The organism is Nonomuraea sp. GTA35, from assembly GCF_041950525.1.
GTDB lineage: Bacteria > Actinomycetota > Actinomycetes > Streptosporangiales > Streptosporangiaceae > Nonomuraea.
The window spans coordinates 80,256-105,220 of the sequence record NZ_JBGNUV010000012.1 but is presented as its reverse complement, the minus strand read 5'-3'; the positions used below and the strand labels follow the sequence as shown (position 1 = coordinate 105,220).

24 protein-coding genes are annotated in these 24,965 nt (G+C 71.7%); 15 read left to right on the top strand and 9 right to left on the bottom strand.

Going from position 1 to position 24,965, the window contains the following annotated elements; all coding sequences use genetic code 11:
• From ACBJ32_RS41375 to ACBJ32_RS41365, 3 genes are all read right to left on the bottom strand, one after another.
• A complete protein-coding gene (locus tag ACBJ32_RS41375; protein ID WP_375131444.1) occupies positions 1–2,448 on the bottom strand; it encodes a hypothetical protein in 2,448 nt (815 codons plus the stop codon).
• 226 nt (positions 2,449–2,674) lie between these two features.
• A complete protein-coding gene (locus tag ACBJ32_RS41370; protein WP_357877156.1) occupies positions 2,675–3,451 on the bottom strand; it encodes a methyltransferase domain-containing protein in 777 nt (258 codons plus the stop codon).
• Positions 3,452–3,553: 102 nt separating this feature from the next.
• The gene (locus ACBJ32_RS41365) at positions 3,554–4,624 is read right to left on the bottom strand and encodes an ABC transporter substrate-binding protein (RefSeq protein WP_375131443.1); all 1,071 of its coding nucleotides are present in this window, start codon (positions 4,622–4,624) and stop codon (positions 3,554–3,556) included.
• 354 nt (positions 4,625–4,978) lie between these two features.
• Between ACBJ32_RS41365 and fdxA the strand changes: the two genes are divergently transcribed.
• The 3 genes from fdxA to ACBJ32_RS41350 all read left to right on the top strand — a co-directional run bounded on the left by fdxA (position 4,979) and on the right by ACBJ32_RS41350 (position 7,237).
• Positions 4,979–5,305, top strand: coding sequence for a ferredoxin (fdxA, locus tag ACBJ32_RS41360; RefSeq protein ID WP_080047500.1), 327 nt, complete (start codon positions 4,979–4,981; stop codon positions 5,303–5,305).
• 104 nt (positions 5,306–5,409) lie between these two features.
• Complete coding sequence (gene dapC, locus ACBJ32_RS41355; protein WP_375131442.1) at positions 5,410–6,480, top strand: succinyldiaminopimelate transaminase; 1,071 nt, start codon at positions 5,410–5,412, stop codon at positions 6,478–6,480.
• A 97-nt stretch (positions 6,481–6,577) separates the two neighbouring features.
• Positions 6,578–7,237, top strand: a complete 660-nt coding sequence (locus ACBJ32_RS41350; RefSeq protein WP_357877165.1) for a DUF4178 domain-containing protein — start codon at positions 6,578–6,580, stop codon at positions 7,235–7,237.
• A 6-nt stretch (positions 7,238–7,243) separates the two neighbouring features.
• On the opposite strand, the gene ACBJ32_RS41345 is transcribed toward ACBJ32_RS41350, so the two are convergent.
• The gene (locus ACBJ32_RS41345) at positions 7,244–8,062 is read right to left on the bottom strand and encodes a hypothetical protein (protein WP_375131441.1); all 819 of its coding nucleotides are present in this window, start codon (positions 8,060–8,062) and stop codon (positions 7,244–7,246) included.
• Positions 8,063–8,099: 37 nt separating this feature from the next.
• Here ACBJ32_RS41345 and ACBJ32_RS41340 point away from each other — a divergent pair, with 37 nt between their 5' ends.
• The 6 genes from ACBJ32_RS41340 (at position 8,100) to ACBJ32_RS41315 (ending at position 12,955) form a co-directional block, all read left to right on the top strand.
• Positions 8,100–8,933, top strand: coding sequence for a 2,3,4,5-tetrahydropyridine-2,6-dicarboxylate N-succinyltransferase (locus ACBJ32_RS41340; RefSeq protein ID WP_357877171.1), 834 nt, complete (start codon positions 8,100–8,102; stop codon positions 8,931–8,933).
• Positions 8,933–9,988, top strand: coding sequence for a succinyl-diaminopimelate desuccinylase (gene dapE / locus ACBJ32_RS41335; RefSeq protein WP_357877174.1), 1,056 nt, complete (start codon positions 8,933–8,935; stop codon positions 9,986–9,988). Before ACBJ32_RS41340 ends, dapE begins: the two co-directional genes overlap by 1 nt.
• 239 nt (positions 9,989–10,227) lie before the next feature.
• Positions 10,228–11,025: a TIGR00730 family Rossman fold protein gene (locus ACBJ32_RS41330; protein WP_375131440.1), complete on the top strand. Its 798-nt coding sequence runs from the start codon at positions 10,228–10,230 to the stop codon at positions 11,023–11,025.
• Positions 11,026–11,036: 11 nt separating this feature from the next.
• The gene (locus ACBJ32_RS41325) at positions 11,037–11,621 is read left to right on the top strand and encodes a TIGR00730 family Rossman fold protein (RefSeq protein WP_375131439.1); all 585 of its coding nucleotides are present in this window, start codon (positions 11,037–11,039) and stop codon (positions 11,619–11,621) included.
• A gap of 93 nt (positions 11,622–11,714) precedes the next feature.
• Positions 11,715–12,407: a hypothetical protein gene (locus ACBJ32_RS41320; protein WP_375131438.1), complete on the top strand. Its 693-nt coding sequence runs from the start codon at positions 11,715–11,717 to the stop codon at positions 12,405–12,407.
• 29 nt (positions 12,408–12,436) lie between these two features.
• Entirely contained in the window at positions 12,437–12,955 is a 519-nt protein-coding gene (locus tag ACBJ32_RS41315) for a DNA-3-methyladenine glycosylase I (protein WP_375131657.1), read from the top strand.
• On the opposite strand, the gene ACBJ32_RS41310 is transcribed toward ACBJ32_RS41315, so the two are convergent.
• The 3 genes from ACBJ32_RS41310 to ACBJ32_RS41300 are packed head-to-tail and all read right to left on the bottom strand — an operon-like array spanning position 12,915 to position 16,782.
• Entirely contained in the window at positions 12,915–15,173 is a 2,259-nt protein-coding gene (locus tag ACBJ32_RS41310; protein ID WP_375131437.1) for a polysaccharide lyase 8 family protein, read from the bottom strand. The genes ACBJ32_RS41315 and ACBJ32_RS41310 overlap by 41 nt on opposite strands.
• Positions 15,174–15,209: 36 nt before the next feature.
• Complete coding sequence (locus ACBJ32_RS41305; protein ID WP_375131436.1) at positions 15,210–15,986, bottom strand: enoyl-CoA hydratase-related protein; 777 nt, start codon at positions 15,984–15,986, stop codon at positions 15,210–15,212.
• Position 15,987: 1 nt separating this feature from the next.
• Complete coding sequence (locus tag ACBJ32_RS41300) at positions 15,988–16,782, bottom strand: PaaX family transcriptional regulator C-terminal domain-containing protein (RefSeq protein WP_357877192.1); 795 nt, start codon at positions 16,780–16,782, stop codon at positions 15,988–15,990.
• A gap of 159 nt (positions 16,783–16,941) precedes the next feature.
• Here ACBJ32_RS41300 and ACBJ32_RS41295 point away from each other — a divergent pair, with 159 nt between their 5' ends.
• Both ACBJ32_RS41295 and ACBJ32_RS41290 read left to right on the top strand, forming a co-directional pair.
• Entirely contained in the window at positions 16,942–17,109 is a 168-nt protein-coding gene (locus ACBJ32_RS41295; protein WP_020545024.1) for a DUF3117 domain-containing protein, read from the top strand.
• Between the two features lie 81 nt (positions 17,110–17,190).
• Positions 17,191–18,594 carry a leucyl aminopeptidase gene (locus tag ACBJ32_RS41290; protein ID WP_375131435.1) on the top strand — a complete coding sequence of 468 codons (1,404 nt, stop codon included), beginning with the start codon at positions 17,191–17,193 and terminating at the stop codon, positions 18,592–18,594.
• A gap of 77 nt (positions 18,595–18,671) precedes the next feature.
• Here ACBJ32_RS41290 and ACBJ32_RS41285 read toward each other — a convergent pair whose 3' ends face one another.
• Positions 18,672–19,310 carry an O-methyltransferase gene (locus ACBJ32_RS41285; protein WP_375131434.1) on the bottom strand — a complete coding sequence of 213 codons (639 nt, stop codon included), beginning with the start codon at positions 19,308–19,310 and terminating at the stop codon, positions 18,672–18,674.
• Between the two features lie 173 nt (positions 19,311–19,483).
• Between ACBJ32_RS41285 and sigE the strand changes: the two genes are divergently transcribed.
• From sigE to ACBJ32_RS41265, 4 genes are all read left to right on the top strand, one after another.
• Positions 19,484–20,116, top strand: a complete 633-nt coding sequence (sigE, locus tag ACBJ32_RS41280) for an RNA polymerase sigma factor SigE (protein ID WP_148440425.1) — start codon at positions 19,484–19,486, stop codon at positions 20,114–20,116.
• 1 nt (position 20,117) lies between these two features.
• A complete protein-coding gene (locus ACBJ32_RS41275; protein WP_357877204.1) occupies positions 20,118–20,645 on the top strand; it encodes a zf-HC2 domain-containing protein in 528 nt (175 codons plus the stop codon).
• A 165-nt stretch (positions 20,646–20,810) separates the two neighbouring features.
• Positions 20,811–22,682 (top strand): trypsin-like peptidase domain-containing protein, encoded by a 1,872-nt coding sequence (locus tag ACBJ32_RS41270; protein WP_375131433.1) that lies wholly within the window; start codon positions 20,811–20,813, stop codon positions 22,680–22,682.
• A 624-nt stretch (positions 22,683–23,306) separates the two neighbouring features.
• Positions 23,307–23,675, top strand: a complete 369-nt coding sequence (locus tag ACBJ32_RS41265; protein WP_375131432.1) for a sec-independent translocase — start codon at positions 23,307–23,309, stop codon at positions 23,673–23,675.
• 90 nt (positions 23,676–23,765) lie between these two features.
• Here ACBJ32_RS41265 and ACBJ32_RS41260 read toward each other — a convergent pair whose 3' ends face one another.
• A complete protein-coding gene (locus tag ACBJ32_RS41260) occupies positions 23,766–24,902 on the bottom strand; it encodes a P-loop NTPase (protein ID WP_357877213.1) in 1,137 nt (378 codons plus the stop codon).
• Positions 24,903–24,965: the final 63 nt, after the last annotated feature.

Sequence of the window (24,965 nt, the reverse complement as noted above, 5' to 3'; positions counted from 1 at the left end):
TCAGTCCAGGAGCTCGAGCAGATCGCGATCCCCGCGTTCGCGGAGCCTGTTGAGCAGGTCGGGCAGGGCGACGGGCCCCGTCATGCCGATCCTGGTGGCGATCACCCTGGCGGCCTGGTCCCGGGTGCCTCCCGGGGCCGTGTACCCCACCAGGCGCAGCGCCTTGGTGATCTTCTCGGCCCCCTGGGCGGCGACCGGGAGGTGCCTGGCCCGCAGCACCCCCTCGTCCGACAGCGTCAGGAACAGGTGGCCGCCCTCCCGGGCGCCCACGTCCACCAGCAGCCGCTCGATGCTCTGGAGGCTCGGCTTGCCGTGCCAGACCATGGCCAGCTCGCCCGCGGCGCTCCTGACCGTCCTGCTCTCGCCAGGCGACAGCCCCAGGTACGAGGCGAACCCCGTCGGCAGCACGCACTCACCGCCCGCGAGCTGCTCGGCCGTGACGTCGATGCGCAGCCACCAGCGGCCGTCGGGCTGCCTGAAGCAGCGCTGCGTCTGGGAGACGTCCTTCAGCGGCTGGTACGGCTTGTCCTGCTCGCCGTTGACCTCCTGCACCGGCTGGAGCGCCGGCGTGAACGCCTGGAACTGCGGCGGCCCCGGGGGCGGCGGCGTGATCCCGACCGGGCCGAACGCCGAAGGCACCAGCTCCACCGGAGGCGGCGGCTGCTGCTGGTACGGCTTGCGCTGCGGCAGCGGCGGCGGCGGGAGCTCCGGCTGCGAGGGGAGCTCCGGTTGCGGCGGGGGAGGAGGAGGCGGCGGGGCCAGCGTCGCCAGCACGAACTGCCACGCGGGGACCTCCAGCGCCTGGATCTCCACGGTGTGCCAGTCGGCCGCGTCGATGAGCTGTTCCTTGGGGGCCGCCGGGCCCAGGGTCCTGGCCAGCTCGTCCAGGTGCGCCCGGTACGGGGCCGCCTCGTCGCTGGCCAGCCAGCGGTCCAGGCGGGCGCGCAGCTCGTCCTCGGTGGCGGAGATCTCGGCCGGGGGGACGGCGAACAGCTTGGCGAGCTGGTCCACGGCCGAGGGCTCGTCGGTGAAGACCCGGTTCTGGGCCACCGCCCAGCTCTTGTCGTCGAGCCCGGCGAACGCGGCCTCGATGAGCTCGGGCAGCGGACGCTCCCGCCCATCGGCCTCGTGCCCGGCGTCGTGTCCGGCCTCATGTTCGGCGTGGGGTGCGTGCTCGGCGCCGGGCTCCGGCTCGTGCGCCGCCTCGGCCTGGAGTGCTTCGGCCTGGAGCGCCTCGGCCTCCTGGATCGCCGGCTCGGGGGCGGGCTCGTCGGCGGCGTCCAGCACCGGTTCGGGCTCCGGCTCGCGGGCCTCGTCGGCCGCCGGCTCCGCGTCGGCGTCGAGGACCCGCTCGGCCTCTTCCGGCGCCTCCTCGTCCAGCGTGGCGCTCTCGTGATGCGCAGCGGCCTCACGGGGCTCGCCGTAATCGGCGTCGAGAGCATCGCCGGCGTAGGCGCCCTCGGCGGCGCGTCCGGCGCCGGGCTCGGCCTCCACAGCGGGCTCGGCCTCCACAGCGGGCTCGGCCTCCACGGCGGGCTCGGCCTCCGCGACGGGCTCGGCCTCTACGGCGGACTCAGCGGCGGGTTCAGCCTCCGCGACGGGCTCGGCGTCCGCGACGGGCTGCCCCTCCACGGCGGGCGTGGCCTCTACGGCGGGCTTGGCGGCGGGCTCGGCCTCCGCGACAGGCTCGTCGACGGGCTGGGCCTCGGCCGGGTATGCCTCCTGCACCCGCTGCACGGGCTTCTCGGCAGCCTCCGGAGCGTCATCGCGCTCCTCGACGCCCTCAGCGGCGTGCTGCGCGGCGACCGGCTCGGAGACCTCCTCCTCGGCCGCCTCCTCCCGCTCCGGGGCCGCAGCGGGCGACTCAGCCTCGTCGGCGACGTACGCGTGCTCGGCGACGCCCCCCGGCTCGTGGGCGACGGGCATGGGCGCGACGGGCACGGGCGCGACGGGCACGGGCGCGACGGGCACGGGCGCGACGGGCACGGGCGCGACAGCCGCGGGCGCGACGGCCGCATGCCCGGCGGGCTCGCCGGGCTCGGGCGCGGGCGGCGCCTGCTCCACGGGCTCGTGGGCGACGGGCCCGTAGCCGGCCGGCGCGTGGGCGAAGGACTCCGCCGGCCGGCCGGTGACGTGCTTGGGCGCGTCCTCGCCGTGCGGGTGCGCCAGACGTACCAGGACGGCGGAGAACAGCGTGTTCAGCACCGGCCGCGCCTGGATGAAGGGCTGGTCCACCAGCTCCCGGCTGGTCAGCGCGAGCAGCCCGGCCCACGACCCGGCGCGGTCGAGCGCGATCGCGACGGCGGGCTCGTCGGCCTCCTCCGGGTCCAGGACGTGCAGCGCCGGCAGGACGTCGCCCACCGCCGCCGCGGGCCAGTGCTCAAGGGCGATCTCCGTCAGCAGCTCGCCCAGGGACTCGGGGCCGATCGCCGCCAGCACGAGCGGCATGGGCAAACTGCGCCACCACGCATCCGGCAGGTCCGGCTGCCCGGTGAGTAGCGTGATCGTCGACGAGTCGCTCCACCTCAACGGTGGTACGAGGTCGCTCAGGCAGAAGTTCATCCCGTTCCGTTCACCAGCCCCTCACGCCGCCGCAGCGGTGCAGCCATAATCTCGCCGCCCACGGAACAGACCATAGTCCGGCAAATCAGCCCTACGCATCATGCTCGACGCATCAACGCCGAACAGCGGCAAAGCGTAGACGCACGTAGTCGGCCATCCAGCCACTCTCCCTGCGAAGCGCGGGCGCGGCCAGCTCGTTCACGCGCCGGAGCAGGGGCTCCACGATCTCGGGGGGAAGCCCTTCGAGCACCGAGGCGGCGAACATGCGCACCCAGTCGGCGGCCCCGCCGGGGCACTCGTCCAGGGGAGTCGGCCGGTCGAAGTATTCGAGCAACCTGACCACGAACCCCTCCTGCTCGAGGCGGCGGGCGTACTCGGCAGGCGTGGGAAAGTACCACGGCAGCTCGGGCTCGCGCAGGCCGTACTCGCGCCAGGCGGTCAGCATCGCGGTGGTCAGCTCGGCGCAGTTGCCGGCGCCGCCCATCTCCGCGACGAAGCGCCCGCCAGGCATGAGTGCCTCGCGGACGCTGGCGATCACGGCGCCGGGATCACGGCTCATCCAGTGCAGCGCGGCGTTGGAGAACACCGCGTCGTACGGATCCACGACCGTGAAGTCGTGCCCGTCGCCGATGATGAAGTCCATGCCCGGATACTGGGCGAGCGCCTTCTCGATCATCGCCGCGGAGCCGTCGATCCCGAGGACCTCGGCGCCCCTGAACGCGATCTGCGCGGTCAGCACCCCGGTGCCGCAACCGAGGTCGAGCACGCGCTCGCCGGGCCGCGGGTCCAGCAGGTCGACCAGTGGCGCGCCCTGCGTGGAGACGTAGCCGAAGCTGCTGTCGTAGGCGCGACTGTTCCACCGCTCCAAGCTCGGTGTGTCGTATCGCAAGACGATCAGCTCACATTCGATCAGACATCGGGCCCCCGTGGCCGTGCTGTCTGTTCACTTTAGAGCCTGATCGTCCCTACGACATATCAAGTCACTTCGGACTCATCCCACGCTCTTTGCCCATTCCCTCTTCAGGTACGCCTTCGCGGCGTCGGCCTGCGGGATCGTCATGAGCACGGGAGGGCCGGGAGGCTTGGGCAGTTTCGCCGCCTGCTCGGTGTCGAGCGTGCCCTTCATGAGCATCGCCTCGCCGCGCGCCGGCCGGGCGAAGCCCTTCTGCAGCAGGTTCTGGCCCTCGTCGGAGAACAGGAACTCCTGCCACAGCCGGGCCGCCGCCGGGTGCGGGGCCGCCTTGTTGATGGCCTGCACGTGGTAGCCGCCGAGGGCGGAGTCGCGCGGGATCGTGACCTTCCAGGCGTCGGGGTGGCTGGCGCCGCGGGCGGCGTTCAGGTGGTCCCAGGCGACGATCACGTTGGCCTTGGCCGGCTCGGTGAGCCGCCCCTCCTGCTTGAGCTTGGCGAACAGCGCCACGCCCTGCTCGGGCCGCGGCACCCCGGCGCGCAGCGAGGCCGCCATGACGCCGTCGAACGCCGCCGCCGCGCGCAGGGGGTCGCCGTCGAGCGCGACCCGGTGGCCGGGCTTGAGCAGGTCGGCGAAGGTGGCCGGCGGCTTGACCGCGCGAGGGTCGTACCCGATGGACATGTAGCCGCCGTAGGCGGCGTACCAGGCGCCGGACGGGTCCTTGACGTGGTCGGGCAGGTCCTGCCAGCCCTGTACCTTGTACGGGGCGAAGCGGTCGGCCCCCGAGACGGCCACGTCCATGGTCAGGTCGAAGACGTCGGGCTTGAGCCTGGAGGCGATCTCCAGCTGCCGCGCGCTGCTCGCCCCCGGTTCGAGCTGGTTGACCTTGATGTCGTACTTGTCGGCGAAGGTGTCGATGATCTCGCCGTAGTTGACCCAGTCGCGGGGCAGGGCGATCACGTTCAGCTCGCCCTCGCGCCTGGCGGTCTCGGCCAGGCGCTCCATGGTGCCGAAGCCCGCCTTCAGCGAGCCGGCCTGGGCGTTGACCGGCGGCAGGTTCTTGCTCTCCGTGGTGGTGGAGTCGGTGGACGACGCGCCGCATCCGGCGCTGGCGAGGATGGCTGCTGCGGCGGCGCAGGTACGTACAGTCACACAACGAATACTTACTGTTGCATTCGCCCAGGTCGAGGAGGCGCGGCCGGTACGACTCTGGCGGCCACCAGGCTCTCCTCGGGGATCGTCACCACCGTGCCGTCCTTTTTGCGAACTTCGAGCACCCCGTCCGCCCACGACACGAGGATTCCCACGGCATCGCGAAACCCGCCGGGAACCCGTCTTCGGGTGGTGATCCGTGCTCCTATGTCCTGACTTGTGATGGCGATCACGAGGCGTGCGACCACGAGTTTGCCACCCTCCGTTTCGGCCAGCTGGCAAGCACGGCAATACTAGGGCGTAGCAAACCGCGGTCAGAGTCATGCCATGGTGCTGGAGAAGAAGGAGCTCGAGGTGACCTACGTCATCGCGCAGCCTTGCGTGGACGTCCTGGACAAGGCGTGCATCGAGGAGTGCCCCGTCGATTGCATCTACGAGGGCGAGCGCATGCTTTACATCCACCCCGACGAGTGCGTGGACTGCGGCGCGTGCGAGCCTGTGTGCCCCGTCGAGGCGATCTTCTACGAGGACGACCTTCCCGAGCAGTGGAAGGACTTCTACAAGGCGAACGTGGACTTCTTCGAAGACCTCGGTTCGCCCGGGGGGGCCTCCAAGGTCGGCAAGATCGACAAGGACCACCCGGTCGTGGCGGCCCTGCCGCCGCAGGGCGAGGACCACTAAAGGTCCCGTCAGCGCCGTGCACGGGGGCATCCGGCGGAAGTGGATGCGCCCCGTTCGCGCGGCGTGCGCGCCTGACGTACGGCAACGCGACACCCTGGAGAATCGTGAACAAGCTGCCTGACTTCCCCTGGGACCGGCTGGAGCCGTACAAGGAGCGCGCGCTGGCACATCCCGACGGCATCGTCGATCTGTCGATCGGCACGCCCGTCGATCCCGTGCCCCGGCTCGTCCAGGACGCGCTCGCGCAGGCGGCCGACAGCCCCGGCTACCCCTTCACCCACGGCACCAAGGCGCTGCGCGAGGCCGCCGCCGGGTGGCTGGGCCGCAGGCACGGCGTCACGGTCGACCAGCAGGACGTGCTGCCGCTGATCGGCTCCAAGGAGTTCGTCGCCTGGCTGCCCACGTACCTGGGCGCCAAGCGGGTGGTCTTCCCCGAGCTGGCCTACCCCACCTATGACGTGGGCGCCCGCCTGGCGGGGGCGGTCGGCACGGCCTCCGACAGCACGCTCGCGCTCGGCCCCGAGCCGGTGGACCTCGTCTGGGTCAACTCGCCGGGCAACCCCACGGGCCGGGTGCTGCCCGTCGAGCACCTGCGCAAGGTCGTGGCCTGGGCCCGCGAGCGCGGCGCGGTCGTCGCCTCCGACGAGTGCTACATCGAGCTCGGCTGGGAGGAGCGCCCGGTCTCGATCCTGCACCCCGACGTCTGCGGCGGCTCCCACGAGGGGCTGCTCGCCGTCCACTCGCTCTCCAAGCGCTCCAACCTGGCCGGCTACCGCGCCGGGTTCGTGACCGGCGACCCCGCCCTGGTCAAGCGGCTGCTGGAGACGCGCAAGCACGCGGGCATGCTGATGCCCCAGCCCGTACAGGCGGCCATGACGGTCGCGCTCTCCGACGACGAGCACGCCGACCGGCAGCGCGAGCTGTACGCCGCCCGCCGCGCCGTGCTGCGCCCCGCGCTGGAGAAGGCCGGGTGGAGCATCGACCACTCGACGGCGGGCCTGTACTTCTGGGCGTCGAACGGGCAGAGCGCCTGGGATCAGGTAGGCAAGCTTTCCGAAATCGGGATTTTGGTCGCACCGGGTGAGTTCTACGGATCGGCAGGTGGGCGGCACATCCGCATCGCCGTCACCGCCACCGACGAACGGATCGGTGCGGCGGTGCGCCGCCTCCAGTAGGATCGCCCGTCATAGCGAGCCGGACCCGCCGGCTCGTCCCGCATACATTGAATAAGGGCTAACGCCGAGGCAGACCGCGAGTGGAGCGAGCTGATCGATGAGCATGACCTCCATGGTCGTACTCGGGCTGAGCATCGCCACCGTCCTGCTGCTGCTCGGGGCCTTCTGGGCCACGTTGCGGCAAGACAGGAAGGGCCGCCGTACGAGCGCGCCGCCTGCAGAGGTCGCCGCGATCGAGACCCCGCTGGCCGCGCCGGTGAGCGCCCCTGGCCATGTCGGCACCGACTACACCGACCCTCGCACGATCCGGATCGGTGACCGGATCGAAGTGCTCGGAGCTCCCGCCCGCGTGCTCGGCGCCATGCACATCTCCTGGCAGGGGCACCAGTGGACCGAGTTCCTGCTGCGTGACGCCTCGCGGCGCTTCCAGTGGCTCTCGGTGGAGGTGCGCGCGGGGGACCCGCCGCACCTGGAGGTGCAGCTCTGGAACGAGGTGCCCACCCAGGGCATGGTGCCGGCCAAGAGCATGATCATCATGGAGGGCGTGGAGTTCTTCCCGATGGACCGGGGCACGGCCGCCTTCCGCAGCGAGGGCGACACGGGCAACCCCGACCGGGGGCTGCTGGACTTCGCCGACTACCGGGCCTCCGACGGGCGGCTGCTGTCCTTCGAGCGCATCCAGGGCGGCTCCTGGACCGCGAGCTACGCCCAGCCGCTCCCGCCGGGCTCCATCTCCATCGTGCGCCGCGCCTCCTGACCCGGGCTACGCCAGCTCCACCCTGCGCGCGCCGGCCGAGCCGCTCTGCTGCCAGCCGTCGGTCTCGAAGTCGTTGACCCAGGTGGCGCCGTCGTAGTCCACCTTCCTGAGCGCGTACGTCTCGGCGTGGGCGACCGACCACGCGGCCACCAGCCATCCGCGCTTCCTCGTGGTGATCGCCGTGCTGCCCATCGCCCTGGCGAGCTGCTTGCGGGCCTCGGCCGTGCGCGGCCGCGGTGCGGGCGTCTTGTCCGAGGGGTACCAGCAGTGCACGGCCTTCGGCACCCGGCCGGTGAAGGCGGCGGCGAGGATCTTCGCCTCGGTCTCGTGCGGCGCGTACGCGTAGCCGCCCGCCGAGCGCTGCACGGCCTGTGCCGCCTCCGCCAGCGGGATCTTCCGATAGTTCTTGACCTTGACCAGCGCGGCGAAGAACTTGTTCGTGGCGTAGACCGGGTCCATGAGCTGCTTCTTGCTGCCCCAGCCCTGCGACTCGCGCTGCTGGAACACCCCGACCGAGTCGCGGTCGCCCCAGTCGAGGTTCTGGATCTTCGACTCCTGCATCGCCGTGGCGTAGGCGATGACCACGGCCCGCTCGGGCAGCCGGCGGCGCGCCGCGACGGCCGCGATGGTGGCGGCGATCCGCGCCTGCTCGGGCAGCAGGGTGCGGACGCCGTCGGGGGTCGTCACGGAGCAGAACGCGTCCTGCGGCTCGGCGAGCTGAGGCACCCTCTTGAGCACCCAGTAGAGACCGGCGGAGACGCCCACGGCGAGCACGACGACGATGATCGCGATGGTGATGACTCCACGTGAGAAGCGCAGGCGCACCCTGAAAAACCTACCCGGCCGGATAAGCTCCGTGGCCATGAGTCAAGTGAGCACCTCGTCACCGCTCCCCTCCGTGGTGGACGAGTTGTGGGAGCGCCGCTCGGAGCTGTCGCCCGCCGACGCAGAGGCGCGTCACCTGGTGGTCGGCGCGGTCGATCTGCTCGACAAGGGCGAGGCCAGGGTCGCCCGGGTGGTGGGCGACGAGGTGGTCGTGGACGAGCGGGCCAAACGCGCCATCCTGCTCAGCTTCAAGGTGCTGGGGCTGGCTCGCTCGCAGGTGGGTGACTTCCAGCACCATGACCGGCATCCGCTGAAGAGCTCGTTCGACGGCGTGCGGGTGGTGCCGGGGGCGATCGCGCGCTGGGGCTCCTACCTGGCGCCGGGCGTGGTGCTCATGCCGTCGTTCACGAACATCGGCGCGTACGTGGACGCGGGCACGATGGTGGACACCTGGGCCACGGTCGGCTCGTGCGCCCAGATCGGGAAGAACGTGCACCTGTCCGGCGGAGTGGGCATCGGCGGCGTGCTGGAGCCGCCCAACGCCGTGCCCGTCGTGATCGAGGACGACGTGCTGATCGGCAGCCGGTCGATGGTCGTCGACGGCGCCAGGGTCGGGCAGGGCGCGGTGGTCGGCGCGGGCACGATCCTGTCCGCGTCCATGCCGGTGATCGACACCGAGACGGGTGAGGAGCTGGCCCGCGGGCAGATTCCCCCGTGGTGCGTGGCCGTGACGGGCACGCGGATGAAGGAGTTCCCCGGAGGCACGTTCGGCCTGCCGTGCGTGCTGGTGATCAAGCGGCTGGAGCCGGGGCGGCGGCACGACAAGGCGGCGATCAACGAGACGCTGCGCGCACATGGAGTGAACACCTGATGCTGGACCTGACCCAGGACGTACGCGACCTGACCGCCGCGATCGTGGACATCGAGTCGGTGAGCGGCGCTGAGCGGGCGCTGGCCGACGAGGTCGAGCGGGCGCTGTCGGCGCTGCCGCACCTCAAGGTGACCCGGTCAGGCGAGACGGTGGTGGCCCGCACCGAGCAGGGGCACTCCGAGCGCGTGCTGATCGCCGGCCACCTCGACACCGTCCCCACCGCGGGCAACCTGCCCAGCAGGGTCGAGGGCGACCTGCTGTACGGGTGCGGCACCTCCGACATGAAGGCCGGCGTGGCCGTCGCGCTCAAGCTGGCCGCCACCGTGCCCGCGCCCGACAAGGACGTCACCTACGTCTTCTACGACTGCGAGGAGGTCGAGGCCGAGCGCAACGGCCTGACCAGGGTCGCCAGGGACCACCCCGGATGGCTGGCGGCCGACTTCGCGGTCCTGATGGAGCCCACGGACGGCGTGATCGAGGGCGGCTGCCAGGGCACGCTGCGCGCCGAGGTCACGGTGACCGGCAAGCGGGCCCACAGCGCGCGCTCGTGGTTCGGGGTCAACGCGATCCACGGGATCGAGCCGGTGCTGGCCAGGCTGAACGCGTACGAGCCGCGGCGGCCGGTGGTCGACGGCCTGGAGTACCACGAGGGGCTGAACGCGGTCGGCGTGGTCGGCGGGGTCGCCGGCAACGTCATCCCCGACCTGTGCGTGGTGACGGTCAACTACCGCTTCGCGCCCGACCTGTCGATCGAGGACGCCGAGGAGCACGTACGCGAGGTGTTCGACGGGTTCGCGGTGAGCGTCGTGGACGCCGCGCCCGCGGCCAGGCCGGGGCTGACGCATCCGGTGGCGGCGGCCTTCACCGCGGCCGTCGGCGGCACGCCGCGCGCCAAGCTGGGCTGGACGGACGTCGCCCGCTTCTCCGCGCTGGGAGTCCCCGCCGTCAACTACGGCCCAGGAGACCCGAATCTCGCGCACCAGCAGGGCGAGTACGTGTCGCTGCCGAAGATCGTGGACAGCGAGCGGGCGATGCTCGACTGGCTGACAAAATGAAAGTGGCCTTCCTCGCCGGCCATTTGGCGGGGAAGACCACTTTCAGTCCCGAGCAGCACCCTCATGCGGTTAGACGCGAGGGAGTCGAAATTCGGTTCCACGCTTCTTTCAAGATTTTTTAGGCCGCCGTTCTACCCCTGCTACCTGCGGATTCGCCAACAGGGGGCAGTCTGGGCATCCGGACGGGCAGGGGGACGGGCGCGAAACGGCCGTCCGAGAGAGGGGCTAGCGTGATCCACATGGAACACAATCGTCGGGAACGCCGCCAGGGCCAGTCCGTGGTCCGGGGGAGCCTCGTCCCCACCTCCACCCACGACCAGCGCCTGCTCGCCCGCCAGGGGCCGTCCGACTGGGTGCACATGGACCCGTGGCGGGTGCTGCGCATCCAGTCGGAGTTCGTCGAGGGCTTCGGCCAGCTCGCCGAGCTGCCGCAGGCCGTCACCGTCTTCGGCTCCGCCCGCACCACGCCCGACTCGCCCGACTACGAGCTGGGCCGGGCGCTCGGCCGGTCGCTGGCCGAGGCGGGCTACGCCGTGATCACCGGCGGCGGGCCGGGCGCCATGGAGGCGGCGAACCGGGGCGCGCGCGACGTCGAGGGCGCGGTGTCGGTCGGGCTGGGCATCGAGCTGCCCTTCGAGCAGCGCATGAACGACTACGTCGACCTGGGCATCGAGTTCCGCTACTTCTTCGTGCGCAAGACGATGTTCGTCAAGTACTCGTGCGGCTTCATCGCCCTGCCCGGCGGCTTCGGCACGCTGGACGAGCTGTTCGAGGCGCTCACTCTGGTGCAGACCCAGAAGGTCACCTCGTTCCCCGTGGTGCTGATGGGTTCGGAGTTCTGGGGCGGGCTGCTCGACTGGATCAAGGGTTCGCTGCTGAGCACCGCGAAGATCAAGCCGCAGGACCTCGACCTGATCAACGTCACCGACGACGTCGACGAGGCCGTCCGCATCATCGTGGAAGCCGACCTGGCCAGGTCCAAGCAGCGCGAGGAGGAAGTGGAGGCCACCGGGGCCCAGACCGCCGAGCCCCAATAGGGTTTGACGACGTGAACATCTGCGTCTTCTGCGCCTCCAGCCTGACCATCGACAAGAAGTACATCGAGCTGGCCGCGAGCGTGGGCACCGAGCTCGCCAAGCGCGGCCACACGCTGGTGAGCGGCGGCGGCTCGGTCTCGTGCATGGGCGCCGTCACCGCGGCGACCCGCGCCGCCGGCGGCCGTACGGTCGGGGTGATCCCGCAGGTCCTGGTGGACATGGAGGTGGCCGACGAGGAGTCGGACGAGCTGATCGTCACCGAGGACATGCGCGAGCGCAAGGGCGTCATGGACGCCCGCTCCGACGCCTTCCTCGTGCTGCCGGGCGGCATCGGGACTCTGGAGGAGCTCTTCGAGATCTGGACGGCGCGGGTGCTCGGCATCCACGACCGTCCCCTGGTGCTCCTCGACCCGTGGGGCCTGTACGGCCCGCTCAGGAAGCTCGTCGAGGGCATGTACGACGAGGGTTTCACCCGTCCCGACGTCTTCGACGCGATCTCCTGGACCTCCACCGTCGACGAGGCGTTCGGCGCGCTCGAATCGCGCGCGCAGCCGGTCCGGCCCAGCGTCGCCGAGCTGGGCGAGGCGACCGGCTGACCTGGGCGGGAGCCGTTCTCCGGCGGTACGCGCGGAATGCACGACTTGCGGTGGAGCGCAGAATGTGGCCCACCGTGTGAGTACGATGCCAATGTGCTGGTCATACTCGCCATCGCCGCCATCGCCATCTTGGCCTGCGTGGTCCTGGTCTCCCTGGGCAGGGGCGGTGAGCTGACCGAGTTCCCGCCCGACGTGCCGCCGCTCGACCTGCCCGAGGCCGGTCATCTCACGGCGGTCGACTTCATGGCGCTGCAACTGCCGGTCAACCTGGTCGGCTACCACACGCAGAGCGTCGACGAGACCCTGCGCCGCGCCGCCGGCGCCATCAGCGCGCGTGACACCCGGATCGCGGTGCTGGAGCAGCGCGTCTCCGAGCTGCTGTCCAGCCGCCTGCACGCGCGGCAGGAGATCTACGCCGCGCCCGGGGCGGGGCCGCGCACCGAGCACGAGCCCGAGGCCCCGGCCACGCCGCGCGAGCTGCCCGACTCGGGCGACCCGGTGTCGGCCAGCGGCGCCTCGGTCGACTGGGACGGCGGCGCGGAGCTGGCGCACCTGCCGGAGGAGCCGGAGTGGCGCGTGCCGCAGCCCGGCGACGCCGAGCAGGCGCCCAACGGCAAGGCCGCGGGCGAGACCGCCGACGCGCCCGCCGGAGAGGCGAAGGCCGAGGACGAGCCCGAGACGGAAGACACGCCGGAAGCCGAGGGGGAGGGCCAGGACGCGTCGAAGGCGGCGGACGGGGAGAAGCCCAGGATCTCGGCCGCCAAGGAGGGTGACGAGCGCCCGTGACCGAGCCGATCCGCTGCACCTGGGCGGGCATGGCCGACCCCATGTACCTGGCCTACCACGACGAGGAGTGGGGCCGCCCGGTCAGGGGCGACGACGCGGTCTTCGAGCGAGTGTCGCTGGAGGCGTTCCAGTCCGGCCTGTCGTGGCTGACGATCCTGCGCAAGCGGGAGAACTTCCGCGCCGCCTTCGACCGCTTCTCGATCCCGAAGGTGGCCTCGTACACCGAGCAGGACGTCGAGCGCCTGCTCGGCGACGCGGGCATCATCCGCAACCGGGCCAAGATCGAGGCGGCGATCGCCAACGCCAGGGCCGCGCTCGACCTGCCCGGCGGCCTGTCGGAGCTGGTGTGGCGGCACGCCGACCCCGGCGCGCCGGTGCCGAGGACGATGGCCGACGTGCCCGCCGTCACGCCCGGCTCGAAGGCGCTGGCCAAGGAGCTGAAGAAGCGCGGCTTCCGGTTCGTCGGCCCGACCACGGCCTACGCGCTGATGCAGGCCATCGGCCTGGTCAACGACCATCTCGAGGACTGCGTGGCCCGTAGCCGGTGAGCTCCACGCTGTGGGAGCGCCCCAGCGACCCGCCGGTTCTCACCACGATGACGGGTCTCCTGCCGGTCCGCACCGTGACCGTGTCGTCGGCGCGGACGATCCCGCCCACCGCGCGATCCAGCGTGACCGTGATGACGTCCGCCGTCCTGGCCGGGTCGGCCACCGCCAGCACCAGCCGCCGGCTCGCCCGGCGCACCATCACCACGCACGGCTGGTCCACGCTCACGATCCACGCGCTGCCCGGGCTCCAGAACGTGGCCCCGAACAGCGCCCGCGTCTCCACCGCCTGCAACTCGGGCGTGTTGGACAGCACCCGCGCGGGACGGGCGTCACGGTAGGAGCGGGTCCGCTCGCGGGTGGCGTTGGGCAGCAGCACGTACGCGTAGCTGGCGTCCAGCGGGTCCACGCCATGGTCCAGCCAGAACGTCACGTAGCGGCGCGTGACAGGCTCGAAGGCGCCCGCGGTGTCGTCGCCCGTGTTGATGTCGCGCCAGCGGCCCGTACGCGTCTCCACGAGCGTCCTGGCGCCCTCGAACACGTAGCCGCCCGTCCCCGGCAGGTGCGCCCAGCCGTCGCCGAGGTGCGGCTCGGCGGTGGTGGCGCGGTTCTCGATCACGGTCTCGATCGCCCGGCCGTCGGAGCTGGAGATGCCGCTGCCCAGCGCCACCACGGCCGATTCGAGGCAGAACCACGACTTGCGCGCCCGCAGGCTCACGCCGTCGCCGACCAGCTCCATGGCGCTGACGCCGTACAGGCCGTCGAGCACCACCCCGCCCGCCCACGCGCTGGGCGGCCGGTGCACGCGGAAGTCGAGGTCCTCGCGCTCGCGCGGGTCCACCGTGATCCCCGGCAGCCGGTACGGGTTCACCGTCGGCCAGAAGTCCCGCCCGTAGTGGCCCTGGTCGCCGGTGTAGAGGTAGGTCATGCCGTCGCCGGTGTACCAGCCGTGCCGGTTCTCGCCGTTGATCGCCTCGTACGCGGCGGTCCGCTGCGACGACATGCTGATCGCCACCGCCCACCCCGGACGCCGGTGCACGACCCGGTCCATCGAGGGGAACACGAAGTGCCCATCGGGCCCGGTCGCTGCCTCGATCGTCTTGTCGTCCAGCACCTCGACCGCCCGCCGGGTCTCCGCCACGCTCGCGTGCTCCAGGTAGGGCAGCGCCTTGCCGCGCTCGATCCAGCCCTTGGCCAGCTCCCTGAACCGGCTCCGGTACGGCTCGGGCGCGCTGCGCGCCAGCAGCAGCACCGCCCCGGTGGCCCCGTGGCCCGCCACGCTGTCGGGGAACGCCTGCCTGCTGGCCGCCCGGCCCCTGACGGTGTCCATGAGCAGCCCGTCGTGGATGAACGGCGCGAAGGAGCGTTCCACGGCGTCCAGCACCACCTGCCGCCCCGGGTCGGAGATCTCCCAGGGCGAGCCGTGCAGCAGCGCCACGGTCTCGGCGACCGCGATGAGCAGGGAGAGCCCGTACGAGCCCGTGTAGGCCACCACCGCGTGCTGGATGAACGAGCCGTCGCGGTGGAAGCCGTCGCCCGAGTCGACGTAGCCGAACACGCTGTGCCGCCCGCCGTCGCGTACGTCCGAGAGCCCGTCGCGGGCCAGCGCCAGCTTGTCCGCTCGGCGCCCCGCCACGCCGCGGAAGGCGACGATCGCGGCCTTGTCGGCCCGGTTGGCGCCGCTCTCGCTGGCGTCCGGCCAGCCGGCGCGGCGGTCGGCGTCCGGGCAGAACCGGTCGATCGCCCCGAGGTAGGCCGCCAGCCGGGCCGGATCGAGCCGGTCGCCGAGCAGCACGCACGCGCGGCTCAGCTCGGCGGGCGTGCCGATCTCCCAGAACCACCAGTTGCCGGTCTCGGGCAGCTGCTCGTTGTAGTGCCGCTCGTACAGCAGGTCGAGCGCCTCGATCACCTTCGCCGCCACGGCGTCGTCGCCGTGCTGGGCGGTGCCCGTCGTGGCCCAGGCGGTCGCGATGGCGCGCAGCCGCCCGTAGCTGCCCGTCACGTGCCCGGGCCGGCCTTCGAGCGGGAGGTCGGGCCAGATCAGGCCGGGCACCATCTGGGCCAGCCAGGTGGCCGCCCGCTCGCTCAGCGCGGCCAGCGGCCGGGCGTAGACCGGGTCGGCGATGTCGAGGTGCCCGCCGGTGAGGAGGGTCACGGCGGTCGTGCGTAGTGCCTCGAAGTCGTGCTCGGCAGGCGATCGCGAGGCGTCGGAAGAGCGCATGCCGCCAGCTTGGCCCATGGGAGCGTGGTCGATCGGTTACTCGGCGTTGAAGGTCGGCATCTCTTTCGCGAGGAAGGCTCTGGTGGCGTTCAGGTGATCGCCGGTCGCGGCGCAGCTGTCCTGCATGTCGGCCTCCATGGCCAGCGCGTCGGGCAGCGCGTGCGTCGCGGCGTAGGCCAGGGCCCGCTTCGTGGCGGCGTAGGCCAGGGTGGGGCCGCTCGCCAGGCGTACGGCGAGCTCGTGGGCGGCCTTCAGCACGTCGCCCGCCGGGACCACGCGGGTGACCAGGCCCAGCTCCAGCGCGCGGGTCGCGTCGAGCGGCTCGCCGAGCAGCATCAGCTCCGCGGCGCGGCCCGCGCCGACCAGGCGCTGCAGTGTCCACGACGCGCCCGAGTCGGGCGCCAGGCCGATGCCGGCGAACGCCAGCGCGAACTTGGCGCGGTCGGAGGCCACCCGCAGGTCGCAGGCGAAGGCCAGCGAGGCGCCCGCGCCCGCCGCCACGCCGTTGACCGCGGCCACCACCGGCTTCGGCATCGTGGCGATCAGCTCCACGATGGGGTTGTAGTGCTCGCGCACCGTGCCCGCCAGGCCGCAGCCCGCCTCCAGGTTGGCGGCGTGCTCGCGCAGGTCCTGGCCCGCGCAGAAGGCCCGCCCCGAGCCGGTGAGCAGCACGGCACGCACGCCGCGGTCGCCGGCGGCCCGCCGCAGCGCGTCGAGCAGGGCCTGCTTGACCTCGACGGTCAGCGAGTTCATGGCGTCGGGGCGGTCGAGCGTGATGGTGGCGACGGCGTCTGCCAGGTCGTAGCGGATCACGTCACAACTCCTTGTCGACGAACGCGGCGGCCGCGGGCAGCAGCCTGGCGGCCTCCTGCTCGAAGTACGCCCTGGCCTTCTCTCCCGGCCAGCCCGCGGGCAGCAGCTCGGGCGGCAGGCCGGGGTCGCGGAACAGGAAGTTGCGCCAGCCGTGCACGAGCCGGCTGCGCGTGGCGAACACCTGGTCGGGCGGGGCTCCTTCGGGCAGCGTGCTGATCAGCGTGACAGCTTCGGCGTGCCAGTGCTCGTACGCCTCGCCGATGGCGGCCAGATCCCAGGCCCTGGCGACGAGCTCGCGCGGGTCGCCCTCCAGTGCCGCGTCGAACCTGTCGGCCCGCACCCCCTCGCCTTCGAGCAGGTTGTCCAGCTCGATCGACGAGCGCGGGCCGATCCAGGTGGTCTCCGACAGCGACGCGTACCCGAGGAACGTCAGGTCGGCCCGCAGCCGCTCCCGGCGCGGGCGCTCCTTCACCGGCTCGAAGACGATCACGTGCCAGCGGCCGTGCCAGGTGAGTGTCCCGGCTCGGTAAATTCTCAACGCGGCCTCATCCAGCCGCCTGACACACTTGGGAGTCAGCCCGTAGCCCGCCCCCTGAGGGAGCCGCAGCGGCCGCAGCCACCCCTGCCGGACCATGCGCGAAACCGCCGTGCGGACCGCTGGAGCGGCGATGTCCAGGGGTTTCATCAGCCTGACGAGCGCGGCGACGGACGCCTGGCCACCGCGCGAGCGCAGGTGGTCTCCGTAGAGGTCGAACAGAGCGGCGCGAGCGTGCACGAAGTCCAGTTTGGACGTCATCGCACGCCTCGACAACGCATTCTGGGAGGAGATCGTTACCCATGAGGGCTCTCGATGCGGGAGAATAGGACATCACAGAAGACGTGAATGCGCCGACCACCCCCTCGGGAGGTCGGAAATCGCGGGCCGCGGGAGCCCAAGGCAGGAAGGGATGCACGCATGGCGGCGATGAAGCCGCGGACCGGCGATGGTCCGCTCGAGGTCACCAAGGAAGGGCGCGGCATTGTCATGCGGGTCCCCCTGGAGGGTGGCGGCCGGCTCGTCGTGGAGATCTCCGCCGACGAGGCAAAGGCGCTCGGCGAGGCGTTGAAGAACGTCGTCGGCTGAGCGCTCCCGAGAGACACACTTGTTCCACGACCCTGGCGTAGAGCGGCGCCAGGGTCGCTGACGTTCGAGGAGAGATTTTCCGTGCCGATTGAGACCACTGCGACGGTGGTCGCCGACGTTCCCGACGACGCCGAGCTGCTGGCCGTGCCCTACGCCGCAGACCTCGACCCGGGGGTCGAGCTGCCTCTGCCGGTGTCCGACCTGCTGGCCCACTACGAGGCCAAGGGCGCGGCGGGCGAGATCGTCGAGGTTCCGGTGGCACGGGCCGGCGGCGTGGGCCGGATCCTGCTGTACGGCGTGGGCGACGGCTCGCCCAAGGCCCTGCGCACCGCGGCCGCGGGGCTGACCAGGAAGGCCAAGGGCCGCGACACGCTGACCGTGGTGACGCCCGACGGCGACGTCACGCCGTTCGTGGAGGCGGCGCTGCTGGCCGCGTACACGTTCAGGATCGGCGGTGCCGGCAAGAAGCCCGTGCGCGTGCTGGCGTTCTCCGGGGCGGACGAGGAGCAGGTGCGGCGCGCGGAGACCGTGGCGCGGGCGGTGGCGCTCGCCCGCGACCTGGCCAACACGCCCTCCTCCGTCAAGAACCCCGCCTGGCTGGCCGAGCGGGCCGCCGACAGCGGCCTGCCGGTCAAGGTGTGGGACGAGGAGCTGTTGCGAGCCGACGGGTTCGGCGGCATCCTCGCCGTCGGCAGGGGCTCGGCCAGCCCGCCCCGGCTCATCCAGCTCTCCTACACGCCCGAGGAGCCGACTGACCGGCACGTCGTGCTGGTGGGCAAGGGCATCACGTTCGACTCGGGCGGGCTGTCGCTCAAGCCGACGGCCAACATGAAGTTCCAGAAGACCGACATGGCCGGCGGGGCCGTCGTCATCGCCGTGCTCGGCGCGCTGGCCGCGCTGAAGGCGCCCGTACGCGTCACCGGCCTGATCGCGGCGGCCGAGAACATGCCCTCGGGCACCTCCCAGCGGCCCAGCGACGTGATCACGCACTACGGCGGGCGCACGGTCGAGGTGCTCAACACCGACGCCGAGGGCCGCCTGGTGCTGGCCGACGCGCTCGCCTACGCCGACGCCGAGCTCGACCCCGGCGCGGTCGTGGACATCGCCACGCTCACCGGGGCGATCACGGTGGCGCTCGGGCCGCACGTCGGCGCCGTCTACGCCTCCGACGACGTGCTGGCCAAGCAGCTCGTGGAGGCGGGGCAGGCCGCCGACGACCGGCTGTGGCGGATGCCGCTGATCGAGGACTACACGCCCGCGCTGGAGTCGTCGATCGCCGATCTGGCCAACGTCGAGTCCGGGTCCACGTTCGGGGCGGGCTCGATCACCGCGGCGCTGTTCCTGCGGGAGTTCGCGGGCGAGCGGCCGTGGGCGCACCTCGACATCGCCGGTGTCGGGCGCAGCACGGCGGACGAGGGCGTGCTGACCAAGGGCGCCACGGGCTTCGGCGTACGGCTGCTCCTGGAGTGGCTGACCCGGGGCTAGCGCTCTGGAGCGGCCGCCCGGGGCTCGTGCTCCTGGAGAGGGGCCGCCCCGGGGGGCTCGTGCCCCTGGAGAGGCGGCTAGTCGCTGATCTTGAGGGCGGCCAGCAGGCCGTCGCCCAGCGGCATCAGCACCGAGCGCAGCCGCTCGTCCGACTGCACCAGCTTGCCCACCTCGCGCAGCGTCACCGTCTCCGGGTCGCGCTGCGCGGGGTCGGCCACGCGGTTGTGCCACAACATGTTGTCGAAGGCCACGATGCCGCCCACGCGCAGCAGGCGGACCGCCTCGGCCAGGTAGTCGGCGTACTCGTGCTTGGCGCCGTCGGCGAACACCATGTCGTAGCCGCCGTCGGACAGCCGCGGCAGCACGTCGAGGCCCCGGCCGGAGATCAGCCGCACCCGGCTGCCGGAGAAGCCGGCCTCCGTGAACGCCTGCCTGGCCAGCCGCTGGTGCTCGGGCTCGACGTCCACGCTCGTCAGCGTCCCGTCCGTACGCATGCCGCGCAGCAGCCACAGCCCTGAGACCCCGCAGCCCGTGCCGACCTCGACGACGGACTTGGCGTTGACGGCGGTCGCGAGGAAACACAGCGCCGCCCCGGCCCCGGGAAGGACGGGCGTCGCACCCATCTCCAGCCCGCGCTGCCGCGCCGCGTGCAGGATCTCATCCTCGTGATGGAACTGCTCCGCATAGGCCAGAGTGGCCTCCACCGGAGTGGTCATCGGCCTCCTCCCCCCACTTTCGTGCGATTGGTCCGCGAGATAGGCACCGATCGCAGCCTAGGGGAGACACGGCAGGACGGGAACTCAGGAGGGACCTAAGGCGTTGCAGGTTTAAACGGGCTTTGCCGGTCCGGAAGGCAGGCAGTGCGCACGAAGGGACGAAACCAGGCACTATGGCGGTAGCGGTGGTCCCAGAGAGAGGAGTTCTGGTGGACGAAAGCGACCACCAGACCGATACTCCCGTGTCGTCTGATTGGACTCCTCCGACGTGGGAGGAGGTCGTGCGGACGCACTCCGCACGCGTGTATCGGCTGGCTTACCGGCTGACCGGCAATGTCCACGATGCCGAAGACCTCACGCAGGAGGTCTTTGTCCGGGTTTTCAGGTCGCTGTCGAGCTACACCCCCGGCACGTTCGAGGGGTGGCTGCACCGGATCACGACCAACCTGTTCCTCGACATGGCGCGGCGCAAGCAGCGCATCAGGTTCGAGGGGCTCGCCGACGACGCGGCCGAGCGGCTGCGCGGTCGTGAGCCGTCTCCGGCGCAGGCGTTCGACGACGCCCACCTGGAGCCCGACATCCAGGCCGCCCTCGACGCGCTCGCCCCCGAGTTCCGGGCCGCGATCGTGCTGTGCGACATCGAGGGCCTGTCTTACGAGGAGATCGCGGCCACGCTCGGCGTCAAGCTGGGTACGGTCCGAAGCCGTATTCACCGTGGCCGGGCGCAGTTGCGGGAGGCGCTCGACCATCGAGCCCCCCGTAATTCTCAACTCCCCCCGACCGTGATCCGTGGGGAGGAAGTCTGATATGTCCCATCTTGGAGAGCGTGTTTCCGCGCTGGTAGACGGAGAGCTCAACCACACCGAGCGCGAGCGCGCGCTCGCGCACCTGACTTTCTGCGCTGACTGCAGGCGCGAGGTCGAGTCGGTGCGGGCGCTGAAGTCGCGCCTGCGCTCGCTGGAGACCCCCGCCATGCCGGCGGACCTGACCATGTCGCTGCTCCGGATGGCGGAGCCGGGCGGGCCGCTGCCGCCGAGGGAGCGCCCTTTCCCCACGCGTACGTTCGGGGGGGTGCCCATCCCCGGGCCGCACACCATCGCGCCCCTGGACAACCGCCCGCGCAGGGCCGCCACTGGTGGAGCCTCGGGTCCTGGCCGCGGTGGTAGGAGGCGTTCGGCGTACGTGGCGGTCGGGGTGGTCTCGGCGGCCGTGGCGATCGGCACCTTCTTCGCGACCACCGGCATCGGCCAGAACAATCCGGCCCCGCCGGTTGAACTGTTCCAGCAGCAGGCCCGTACTACGCCTACGAACGGCTCTTCGACCGCCACGCCTTGACCGGGTCATGCCGGGGAGCAAACGGTTGGCGTAGTCGGCGGCGCGCGGGGCATACGATCTGGGTTCGGGAATTGTCACAAGCAAGTCCTGACAAAACCTTTATAACCCTCGTATGCCGCAAGAGCGAGGATTGCGGTGGCCGAGCCAAGGAGTGGTGAGACTTAGATGACCGACGAGACGCGGTCCACCGAGGGACGCACGCCGTCGGACTCCCCCGAGCCACAGGGGCGGCCGGACTTCCTACCCGCTGACGACAGGCCCGGACAGGAAGGCAGGCGGCCGGAGCCGCCTGCCTCGTTCGGCACCACGTGGGGCGACCCCTCCGGGCGTCCCGAGGCCTATGGCTCGCCGCCGTACGAGTCGCGCTCGTACGAACCGTCCTACGGACCCTCGTACGGCCCCTCGCACGGTGACGCCTCGCCCTCGAACGGCTCCTCCTACGGCACGCCCGATCCCGGCCAGGACAACCGCGCCCAGACCGGCCCCCAGACCGGGCCCCAGTACGGCGCGCCCTCGTTCGGCCCGCCCGACGGCGGCAGCCGGCCCTCCTTCGGCCCTCCGGACGGCGGTAACCGGGGTGGCGACGGTCCTTCCTTCGGCCCCCCGGACGGCGGCAGCCGGATCGGCGACGGGCCCTCCTTCGGGCCGCCCGACGCGACGACCCGCTCCTACGACAGCCCTTCCTTCGGCCCCCCCGAAGGCGGCGCGCGGCCCGACAACGGCACGCGCGCCTACGACAGCCCGTTCTTCGGCTCGCCGGACGGCGGCGCCCGTTCCTACGAAGGGCCGCCGTTCGGCGGTTCGCCCACCTACGGCGGGCCGGCCCAGCCGCCGCCTCCCCGCCAGCCACTCGGGATGGGCCCCGGCTGGGCGCCGCCGCCTCCTGGCGGTGCCGGCGCCGCCAGGCGAGGCCCGGGCACCGGCTTCCTGATCTCCATGGCCGTGGTCATCGCCCTGCTGGCCTCGGTGGTCGGCAGCGTGAGCACGTACCTGCTGACCAAGCCCAGCGGCGCCAACGACCCCTCCTACAGCCTCGGCCCGCTCCCGACCGGAGCCACCAACCGCGAGCCCGACTCGGTGGCGGGCGTGGCCGCGCGGGTGCTGCCCAGCGTCGTCTCGCTGGAGGTCGGCAACGGCAGCAACACCGAGGGCGCGTCCGGGTCCGGCTTCCTGATCAAGAACGGTTACGTGGTCACGAACAACCACGTGGTCGCGCTGGCCGCCAACGGCGGCGAGATCCGGATCGTGTTCAACAACCGCAAGACCACCACGGCCCGCATCGTCGGCCGCGACCCGGGCTCGGACCTGGCGGTGGTCAAGCCGGAGGAGACGTTCGGCACGCCGGAGATCACCCTCGGCAACTCCGATCAGGTGGTGGTCGGAGACCCGGTCATCGCGATCGGCTCCCCGCTGGGCCTGACCGGCACGGTCACGACCGGCATCGTCAGCTCGCTCAACCGCCCGGTCATCGCCGGCGACGAGACGGGCACCAGCTCGGAGGAGCCGGCCTACATCAGCGCGATCCAGACCGACGCCGCCATCAACCCGGGCAACTCCGGCGGCCCGCTGGTGAACGGCAGGGGCGAGGTCGTGGGCGTGAACTCGGCCATCGCCACGCTGGGACGTTCGATGAGCAGCCAGAGCGGCAGCATCGGCCTCGGCTTCGCGATCCCGGTCAACCAGACGCGGCGGGTGGCCGAAGAGCTGATCACGACGGGCAAGGCCAAGCGGCCCAAGATCGGCATCGTGCTCGACAAGGACTACCGGGGTCAGGGCGTCCGCATCGCCTCGGAGCCCGCCGGCGGGCAGCAGCCGGTCACCAAGGGCGGGCCTGCCGACCAGGCGGGGCTGCAGGCCGGTGACGTGATCCTGGAGATCGACGGGCTGGCCCTGCAGGACGGGAACGAGCTGATCGCCCTGATCCGGAGCAAGACGCCCGGCTCGAAGATCAACATCAAGTACCAGCGGGCGGGGCAGGAACGCAACGCCACGCTCACGGTGGTCGCCGAGGACGAGCCCACCCCCTCACCCTCCTGACACCGACCATCCTTCCTTCGTGACCGCGCCGCAGCGGGCTCCCGGGCCCTGCTGCGGCGCGGCTGCTTTCCGGGCCGAGGAGGCCGGCCACGCACGGCCCCGCCGGACGCCTTGCGCCCTGTCCCGCGCCCTGTCCCGCGCCCTGTCCCGCGCCCTGTCCCGCGCCCTGTCCCGCGCCCCATCCCGCGCCCCATCCCGCGCTCCATCCCGCGCCCCATCCCGCGCTCCGTGCCCTGCGCTGCGCCCCGCTCCGCGCTCCGCGCCGCACCCTGCGCCCCGCGCTCGTGCGTGGTTGGTCCGTCATGGAGCGTCGGTCGGTGGCGCATGGTCGGGTTGGGCGCCGTGCGCGTTGCGCCGAGCTGCGCCGTCCCGTGTCACGCCGTCCCGTGCCGTGCCGTCGTGCCGCGGCAGCGTCGCCGTGCCGTTCCGTGTCGTGACGCCTGCTGGGGCGTCGTGAGTCGCGTGCCCTGCGCTGTCGTTCCGGGCCGACGCGCCGGGGGTGTTGGGGAGGGGCGGGTGGATGATATGACCCGGAGGAGACGACCGACCTACCCGATGGAGCCCTTAGTCTGTGGATAGGCCGGGGTTGTCCTCGGAGAGGTTTGACTGCGGTAGGAGCTCACGGTGTTCGGACTCGGGTGGATGGAGGTCGGCGCGCTGATCGTGATCGCGCTGCTCGTCTTCGGTCCAGAAAGACTGCCGCAGGCCGCCGCGCAGGCGGGTAAGACGCTGCGCAACCTGCGCCGGATGGCCAACAACGCGCGCGACGATTTGCGTGCGGGCCTGGGCCCGGAGTTCCAGAACTTCGACCCCGCCGACCTGAACCCGCGTAACTTCGTCCGCAAGCACCTCCTCGACGACCTAGAGGACGACTGGAACGACAACAAGCGATCCGAGCTGGAGCCGGTCGCCGCGTCGGCTCCGTACGGGGCTGAGCCGGTCGATGAGCTCGGTTTCGGGGAACTGCCGCCCTACGACTCCGAAGCGACCTGACAAAGCCGTACATCGCCGTACAGAGAGCATGAAAGAGCCCCCTCCGGAGCCGGGAGGCGACGGAGAGGGCTCAGGGCGAGGACTGGACGGTCAGCGGCGCGGGGCGAGGCCGAGCTGGAGGCCCTTCAGGCTGGAGGAGCGCTTGCTCAGGCCGTCCGCGATCTTCTTGAGCTCGGCGGCGGCCGGCGAGTCGGGGTCGGTGAGGACCAGCGGCTTGCCCTCGTCACCGCCCTCGCGCAGCCGCATGTCGATCGGCACCTGGCCGAGCAGCGGGACGCGCGCCCCCAGCGTACGGGTCAGCGCGTCGGCCACCGTCTGGCCGCCGCCCTCGCCGAAGACGGCGATGCGCTCGTCGCAGTGGGGGCAGGGCAGCCACGCCATGTTCTCGATGACGCCGGCGATCTGCTGGTGGGTCTGGGCGGCGATCGAACCGGCCCGCTCGGCCACCTCGGCGGCGGCCATCTGCGGGGTGGTCACGACGAGGATCTCCGCCCCCGGCAGCCGCTGGGCCACCGAGATGGCGATGTCGCCCGTGCCCGGGGGCAGGTCGAGCAGGAGCACGTCGAGGTCGCCCCAGTAGACGTCGGCCAGGAACTGGTGGAGCGCCCGGTCGAGCATGGGCCCGCGCCAGACCACCGGCGTGTTGCCCGGCGGCTTGAACATCCCCACCGAGATGACCTTGATGTCGTGGGCCACCGGAGGCATGATCATGTCCTCGACCTTGGTGGGCCGCTCGGCGGCGCCCAGCATGCGAGGGATGCTGTGACCGTAGATGTCGGCGTCGACGATGCCGACCTTGAGGCCACTGGCGGCCATGGCGGCGGCGAGGTTGACCGTGACGGACGACTTGCCCACCCCGCCCTTGCCGCTGGCCACCGCGAACACGCGGGTCAGCGAGCCCGGCTGGTTGAACGGGATCTCCTTCTCCGGCCCGCGGTCGCCGCGCAGCTTGGTCTGCAGCGTCTTGCGCTGCTCGGCGCTCATGACGTCGAGTTCGATCTGGACGGCGGTCACACCTTCGACCTTGGAGACGGCGGTAGTGACATCGCGGCTGATCGTGTCCTTCATCGGACAGCCGGCCACGGTGAGGTACACGCCTACGCGCACCGCCCCGTCGGGAGCGATCTCGATGTTCTTGACCATGTCGAGGTCCGTGATCGGGCGACGGATCTCGGGGTCGATGACGGTGGACAGGGCCGCCGTCACCAGTTCCTGGGTTGGTGCCATCGAAGTCTCGGCACGAGGGAGTGCCGTCCCTCCTTAGTCGGTCTATGTGGGACAGGCGCAGGA